This window comes from Candidatus Neomarinimicrobiota bacterium (genome assembly GCA_034716895.1).
Taxonomy (GTDB): Bacteria; Fidelibacterota; UBA8477; order UBA8477; family JABMPR01; genus JABMPR01.
Genome location: JAYEKW010000248.1, coordinates 1 through 6992, shown reverse-complemented (window position 1 = coordinate 6992; position 6992 = coordinate 1). Strand labels below are relative to the sequence as shown.

The window sequence follows — 6992 nt, the reverse complement described above, 5'->3', positions numbered from 1 at the left end:
CCGATGGGCGTAGAGACGATATATAGTTTACCAGTAGACATAATTTAGTCAAAAGTCGAAAGTCGAAAGTCGAAAGTCGAAAGTCAAAAGTCAAAAGTCAAAAGTCAAAAGTCAAAAGTCGAAAGTCGAAAGTCGAAAGTCAAAAGTCAAAAGTCAAAAGTCAAAAGTCGAAAGTCGAAAGTCGAAAGTCGAAGATATTTTTAAACTCCCAACACCTAACACCTAACACCTAACTCCTAACCAAAAACAATAGGGCGCAAGTATTTATGCCTACGCCCCAAATTTTTGCAATGCTTCTAGAGATCGAAGGAAATTCCTTGGGCTAAAGGTAGTTCTTTACTCCAGTTGATGGTATTGGTTTGACGACGCATATAAGCCTTCCATGCATCGGAACCAGATTCACGACCACCGCCAGTTTCCTTTTCACCACCAAATGCTCCACCGATCTCAGCACCTGAAGTACCAATATTCACATTGGCAATACCGCAATCAGAACCCACATGTGAAAGGAACTGCTCAGCATGCTGCATATTCATGGTGAAGATGGCTGAAGAGAGTCCCTGTGGCACTGCGTTGTGAATTTCAATGGCCTCATCAATGGTTTTGAAGGGAATAATGTACAGGATAGGCGCAAAAGTCTCTCGCTGAATGATATCCCAGTGGTTCTCACCGATAACAATGGTAGGTTCCACGAAATAGCCTGATCTGTCTTTGATGGCGTTACCACCAGCAACAATTTTTCCACCAACTTCCTTGATTTCACGAATGGCCTGTTCGTATACTTCCACGGCACCGGCATCAACCAAGGGTCCCATCAGAGTTCCTTCTTCCAGAGGATCACCAATGCGAACCTGGCCATAGGCTTTTACCAGGCGCTCAACAAAACCATCCATGATATTTTCCTGGATGATGATCCGGCGGGTGGACGTACAACGTTGACCGGCTGTTCCAACAGCACCAAAAACGGTGGCGGGGATAGCCATATCCAGATTAGCAGTATCATCAATAACGATGGCGTTATTGCCGCCAAGTTCCAGAATGGTACTGCCAAATCGTTTAGCAACCACTTCACCTACATGACGACCCATGGGTGTTGATCCGGTAAATGAGACCATGGGGATGCGTTTATCATTAATAAGACGCTCTCCAATAACAGATCCACGACCAATAACCACGTTGAAAATACCTTTATAACCATTCTCCTCCAGGACCTGATTACAAATCTTCTGAACTGCAATACCACAGAGTGGAGCTGTTGATGATGGTTTCCAGATGGTTGTATCACCGGCGATGGCAGCCAGAAAGGAGTTCCAGGCCCAGACGGCTACGGGAAAATTAAAGGCAGAAATAACCCCTACGACACCTAGGGGATGGTATTGATCATACATGCGGTGCTGGAAACGCTCGGAGTGCATGGTACTTCCATAAAGCATCCTGGATTGTCCAACAGCGAAGTCGGCAATATCGATCATTTCCTGAACTTCTCCGTCGCCCTCCTGTTTGATTTTACCCATTTCCAGGGCTACCAAACTACCCAGTGCATCTTTTTTCTCGCGAAGAGCAACTCCCATTTTCCGAACCAATTCACCTCGAATGGGTGCTGGAACCTGACGCCACTCTTTAAAGGCTTCAGCAGCAGCAGCCACGACTTGTTCATAGGCCTCTTCGGTACACTGATAGACCTTGGCAATCACTTCACCAGTAGCCGGATTGCGAGACTTTAGGACATCTGTCCCGCTAGTGGCCAACCATTCACCGGCACCAATACTGGCACCAGCATTAAATTCTTCAATTCCCAGTTCCTTCAAAAAATCCATATTTACCTCACTGTATTTAATAATTAAGATTTAACATTTAATATTTATATGAGCCCTACTTTGAAAAGATTTGATGACCTAATAATGTACTCAAACCTTGATGGCCTCGCAAAAAGTCCCTCTCGCCCGCCTGCGTATAACTTCGTGCGGGCAGGCAGAGCGCGCAGAGCCGCAAAGTGTTGATTATTATAAACATACGCCATATTTCCATAACCTATTAAAATTATTGTAGTTAAGTCGATATTCATGTTTTTTCAAATACTTTTTGCGGTTTCGTCAACATTTAATATTTATATGAGCCCTACTTTGAAAAGATTTGATGACCTAATAATGTACTCAAACCTTGATGGCCTCGCAAAAAGTCCGATCTATTGCTCCTTGTAGGACAAAACTTTTGCGTCGTCCTCGAATAAGTATTTGCGAGATCGTCAACCTTCAACTTCTAACTTTTAACTCTAACAGCGTATTCTTTAAATTCGATCCCCAGGGTTTTTAGCTCAGCCAATACCGGTTCATAGATCGTGGGATCGGTGGGAATATGTACACCACTAAGATTGATCTTATCCTCTAAAATAAGTTTCACCACTATGGCCAGAGGTAAAGAAACAGTTCGGGACATAGAGCTGGCCCCACCGGGAATCCCATAATCAACCAGTGTGGAAGTGATCTTCTCATCGTATCCATCATAACTGGCTCTGAAACGATGCTGCAAGGCGACCATATCCCGTTCCTCATCTGCATAAGCCATTTTCTTGCTCATGATATCAGCTAATAGATCAATTACGGTAGAACCTTTGCAATCAAATATATCCTGATCAAAGAGTCCTAACCATTCCAGCGCCTGGATCACAGTTGAGCTCTCAGTCATTTCCAACTTCCGGGCGATCTGTGAACGAATATTCTCTGAATCGAGTTCATTCAGGTCAGCCAGAATCTCAGCAAAACTGGTCATACCCGGTTCAATGGCAATATCCTGTAAAAGATTCAACGCCTCAAAAGCCAGGATAAATTCATGCCAGCCCGGATAGCGTAAGGTTCCACGGAGTAATAATTCGATATTTCCAAAGCCATAGGCATCTTCATAAGAAATTGAATCACGGTTGGGATAGGCTTCAAATTCCCGTCCTTCAATGGTCATGGGTCTTGTGGAATGAAAGAGCTCGGCGGGGCTGAGTTCTTTGATCTCTTTATTTTCAATATAGCGTGCTGAGCTTTTACCTGCCAGAAGCACACCCTTGGGACTCCACGAAAATTTATAGCCAAAAGGATTAGTATTAGCTTCCGGTGCCGGCAAGCCACCACAGACCGAAACAAATTCTATAATCTTACCGCCTCGATCTCTAATGCTATGGATAATCTGCATGGCAGACATGTGATCGATCCCTGGATCCAGACCCATCTCGCACAAAAACAGAAGTCCCTTTTCTCTGGCTTCTTCGTCCAATGCACGCATATCATCTGAAACGTAAGAAGCATTGACCATTGGTTTCCCAGCAGCTATGCAGTGTTTGGCAACAATGGGGTGCAAAACATAGGGTAACAATGAAACAACCAGGTCAGATCCAGCGATCAATTGACCCAAATGGTCAGCATTCTTTACATCCAGAGTGGCAACTTGTCCTCTTGGATTCCCGTTAATGGCATTTTGAGCATTTTCTTCCAGGATATCTGCTACGGTAAGATTGAAATCAGTGTTTTTAAACAGATAATCAATGAGAGGCTGCGAAACGAGACCAGCCCCGAGGATCAGAACATGTTTGGACATAAGATTCACTATGCTTTCAGGTATTTTTCCAAATATTTATATGCAGGAGTCAGTTCACCACCGTGGGCGATGACTGCTTTCTTTACTTCAGGGGGTAATTCAAGGTCAGCAAATGGTTTTGAGTAATCACAGGCACCCATGGCGGGCACAAAGGGTAGTAAAGCCTCTCCAAAGGCCTCTGAAGCCTCTCTGGGCAACTCGGTGGGCAAGTTATCAACGGCCATAAGCAGCACGCCATTCCCCTGGAAACCCATCAATTTTGAATTGGTGTCAGGATCGTACACATAGACCGGATCGGGACTGAGCGTGGCACCTGAATTAAACTGGATAGCACCATCGATATCACAGGTGATATCACCCACCACCAACAATGAAGGATCATGTTTATAATGAGCTTTGATCTCATCCAAGGTGATCAACCGGGGGTAAGGTGTATCCCAGTAGATGCAACTTACGAGGATATTCATTTTGTTCAGGTAGGGATTAAATTTTGACTGATATTTCTCAGGATGATCGAAATAGTCCTGAAGCACAAAAATATTTTTTTTATCAATTGGTTCGAACATGTCGATCTCTTTGAAAACCACTTTTATGATCTTACCTGAATAATCAGCCAGATCTACATGCAGTAGTTCAGTGGCTGATAACTCCACCAGTGGTAAAATATCCAGGATCTCCTGAGCACCTTTGGCAACATTACCATAACCGGTGATACCCACTACCAAAGCCGGTTTCCCCTTAAGCCATTCCTGGATCTCTGGTGCAATTTCCTTCAGAGATGCTTTGATCTCGACTAGATCTTTATAATCCTGGGCTTGTTTGATCTTCATGAAAGGGCTATTTACTCCTAACACCGCTTGGCGTTGTCCATAGGACCATAACGAATTCACCATACCAGCCAAACCAGCGTGCCTACCAAAAAAGACCAGACGACGATCTTGTTCATCACTGATCAATTCATAATCCAGCAAGGTGGCTCCCACATCAAGAATATGCTGCAGCATAGACATGTTATAGTCCTGCCCCTTGATAGTATGGGAAAAATACAGGTAGGCCTGTTTACTGTGAATGTCTTTCACATCGATCTCTTTTACAGCCATGACCAGATTTGCAGCCTTAAGATCAGCAGGCATCTCGATCCCGATCGAACTGAACTCAATATCTTTAAATTTTCGTTGTTCAGAGGGTTGTACGGTGATGGAAAGTTGGGGGTTTTGAGTGTGTAATTGTTGGATCTGCACGGGGGTTAGAGGGATGCGAGCCTCACCCGGTTTGTGCTCTCCAATGATTCCGATTCTTGCTGTCATTAGTATGAATTCCCTATCAATTAATGTCCACTCACAAATAAGCCACGGAATATAGTTTGAGGGACTTGTTTCTCAAGGTTTATGCGGAGGAGAATGGGGTCAAATTCTGGAAATATTTAGTTTTTTCCTGGGTGGTTGATGCGAATCCAATCCTGAGTCATCTGCTCTAACCATTCCGTTCTCAGATCTGAATTTGGATATTTCCCAACAGCTATTCGTTGCCGACATGCTTCAAAAAGGATCACAGCGGTTGCCACGGAAACATTCAGACTCTCCACCATGCCGAACATGGGTATACGGATATTGTTATCAGCCAATTCAGTCATCTCTGATGATACTCCCCGGTTCTCATTGCCCAGGATGATGGCAGATGGCTGGGTCCAGTCGATATCGTGGATGGAAACAGCATCCGATGTAAGATGTGTGGAATAGAGTTTATAACCCTGTTGCCTGAGATCGTGGGCAACTTTTTCAGCTTTCGTATATTTGTTATATCTAACCCATTTCCCACCTGAGGCAGTCACTTTTGGGTGAAGTTCAGGAAATTTCTCTTTGGTGTACAGCAATTGGACTTCAGCGATCCCCACTGCATCAGCTGACCGAAAAATAGCTCCAACATTATGATCATCATGAATATTCTCTATGATCAGCGTTAGATCGAGCTGGCGATTTCTCACTACCTTCTTGATCGTGTCCAGCCGCTCCTCAGTCACCATGGCGGCTAACTGATCCAAACTTGGTGCCAAAATTAGTTTACTTGAGCTTTACCGCAGTTCCGAAGGCCATGACTTCGGCAGTCCCCTGCATGATCATAGCCGTGGAGAAACGCACGCATACAACGGCATTTGCTCCCATATCGGTAGCTTTTTGCTGCATCCGTTCAATGGCTTGATTGCGGGCGTGAGCCATCATTTCTGTATATTCCGGTACTTCGCCACCAACGATGGTTCTTAAACCGGCCATGATATCCCGTCCGATGTTTCGGGCTCTGATGGTACTGCCCATTGCCACACCCAGAGATTCCGTGATCTCTTTCCCTGCCACGGTTTCAGTTGTAACCCAGACTACCATTTTTCTCTCCTGAAGGTTTCTTTTTTGTTCATTTCAACTTTCTGGATCAGAACATAGACAATTCCGATGACCACTGCCATAATGATAATGGTTTTCATACGTCTCCCTATGCGATTGTATTAGGTCTCATTTTATGATGGTTAACTGGTTTCAGTTTCCTCACCGAGTTTTCTCAATAACTCCAAAGTGTAGATCCCTGAATCGTGACCATCCGCCCAGGTAAATTGAATGGCATAGTGTCCCACCCAATCGAATGATTTCAATTGATATGTTTTTTCATTCTTGATCTTGGTAATGCCAAAGGTTTTGTTGCCAAACAGATCGCTCTCCCCTGAACAATTGGCACAGGGGCAGGCATCTCTCAATTTATGGAAATCGATGAGTGCTTCTGCCCCATCATCCCAGCGAATGGCCAGGCCAACTGGTAATTGTATAATTTCAGATATTTTCATTAACTTGATAATCCTTTCGGTGAGAATATAAGTGGTGGAGGAAGATTATTGGTATAGAAGATTTTTGGACGGTGGGATAAAATACACTCCCTCTGGGAGGATCGAATCGTGTAACGATTCGGGGAGGGCTTCCCGCCAAGCAGGTAATTTGGACATAATGACCGAATATTTCGGCTAGCTGTTTAAACCCCCTCCGCCCTGCGGGACGGATCCCCCTGCAAGGGGGATGGTTCGCGCCACCAGGTAGGTGCATACAAAACCATAGCTTGTTTATACAGCATGAATTCACCCTCCCTCCGGGAGGGTGAATCGTGTAACGATTCGGGGAGGGCTTCCTGCCAAGCAGGCAATTTTGACATAATGACCGAGTGTTTACTCAGAGTGCTCCTCAATATAAGCAGCTTCCCGTTTACCTTCTTCTTCATCAACAAACTTGAAGAGAACCGCACCTATTACGAAAAGCAGTACTACGGAGCCAATCCCCCAGCGTGAGGCAATCTGGCCAATGGCTTCCATCTGTTCAGGCGTATTGGCCAGGGGTCCCAAAGTACCTTTAATGGTTAATCCAACGACACCAATA

At 44.8% G+C, this 6992-nt stretch carries 7 protein-coding genes; all 7 read right to left on the bottom strand.

The window, feature by feature from the left end:
• Positions 1–296: 296 nt before the first annotated feature.
• A complete protein-coding gene (locus tag U9Q77_13685; GenBank protein ID MEA3288408.1) occupies positions 297–1817 on the bottom strand; it encodes an aldehyde dehydrogenase family protein in 1521 nt (506 codons plus the stop codon).
• A gap of 442 nt (positions 1818–2259) precedes the next feature.
• Complete coding sequence (locus U9Q77_13680; protein MEA3288407.1) at positions 2260–3582, bottom strand: saccharopine dehydrogenase C-terminal domain-containing protein; 1323 nt, start codon at positions 3580–3582, stop codon at positions 2260–2262.
• Between the two features lie 8 nt (positions 3583–3590).
• Positions 3591–4889, bottom strand: a complete 1299-nt coding sequence (locus U9Q77_13675) for a hypothetical protein (protein ID MEA3288406.1) — start codon at positions 4887–4889, stop codon at positions 3591–3593.
• A gap of 116 nt (positions 4890–5005) precedes the next feature.
• Positions 5006–5635 carry an RNA methyltransferase gene (locus U9Q77_13670; GenBank protein ID MEA3288405.1) on the bottom strand — a complete coding sequence of 210 codons (630 nt, stop codon included), beginning with the start codon at positions 5633–5635 and terminating at the stop codon, positions 5006–5008.
• Positions 5636–5642: 7 nt separating this feature from the next.
• Positions 5643–5960: a YbjQ family protein gene (locus U9Q77_13665; protein ID MEA3288404.1), complete on the bottom strand. Its 318-nt coding sequence runs from the start codon at positions 5958–5960 to the stop codon at positions 5643–5645.
• Positions 5961–6100: 140 nt separating this feature from the next.
• Positions 6101–6412: a DUF971 domain-containing protein gene (locus U9Q77_13660; protein MEA3288403.1), complete on the bottom strand. Its 312-nt coding sequence runs from the start codon at positions 6410–6412 to the stop codon at positions 6101–6103.
• Between the two features lie 372 nt (positions 6413–6784).
• Positions 6785–6992 (bottom strand): MFS transporter (locus tag U9Q77_13655; GenBank protein MEA3288402.1); only part of this gene is annotated, 208 nt, incomplete at its 5' end.

Excerpts from the sequence above, each read along its gene's own strand:
- U9Q77_13685 (MEA3288408.1), bottom strand. The coding sequence starts at position 1,817 with ATGGATTTTTTGAAGGAACTGGGAATTGAAGAATTTAATGCTGGTGCC.
- U9Q77_13680 (MEA3288407.1), bottom strand. The coding sequence starts at position 3,582 with ATGTCCAAACATGTTCTGATCCTCGGGGCTGGTCTCGTTTCGCAGCCT.
- U9Q77_13675 (MEA3288406.1), bottom strand. The coding sequence starts at position 4,889 with ATGACAGCAAGAATCGGAATCATTGGAGAGCACAAACCGGGTGAGGCT.
- U9Q77_13665 (MEA3288404.1), bottom strand. The coding sequence starts at position 5,960 with ATGGTAGTCTGGGTTACAACTGAAACCGTGGCAGGGAAAGAGATCACG.
- U9Q77_13660 (MEA3288403.1), bottom strand. The coding sequence starts at position 6,412 with ATGAAAATATCTGAAATTATACAATTACCAGTTGGCCTGGCCATTCGC.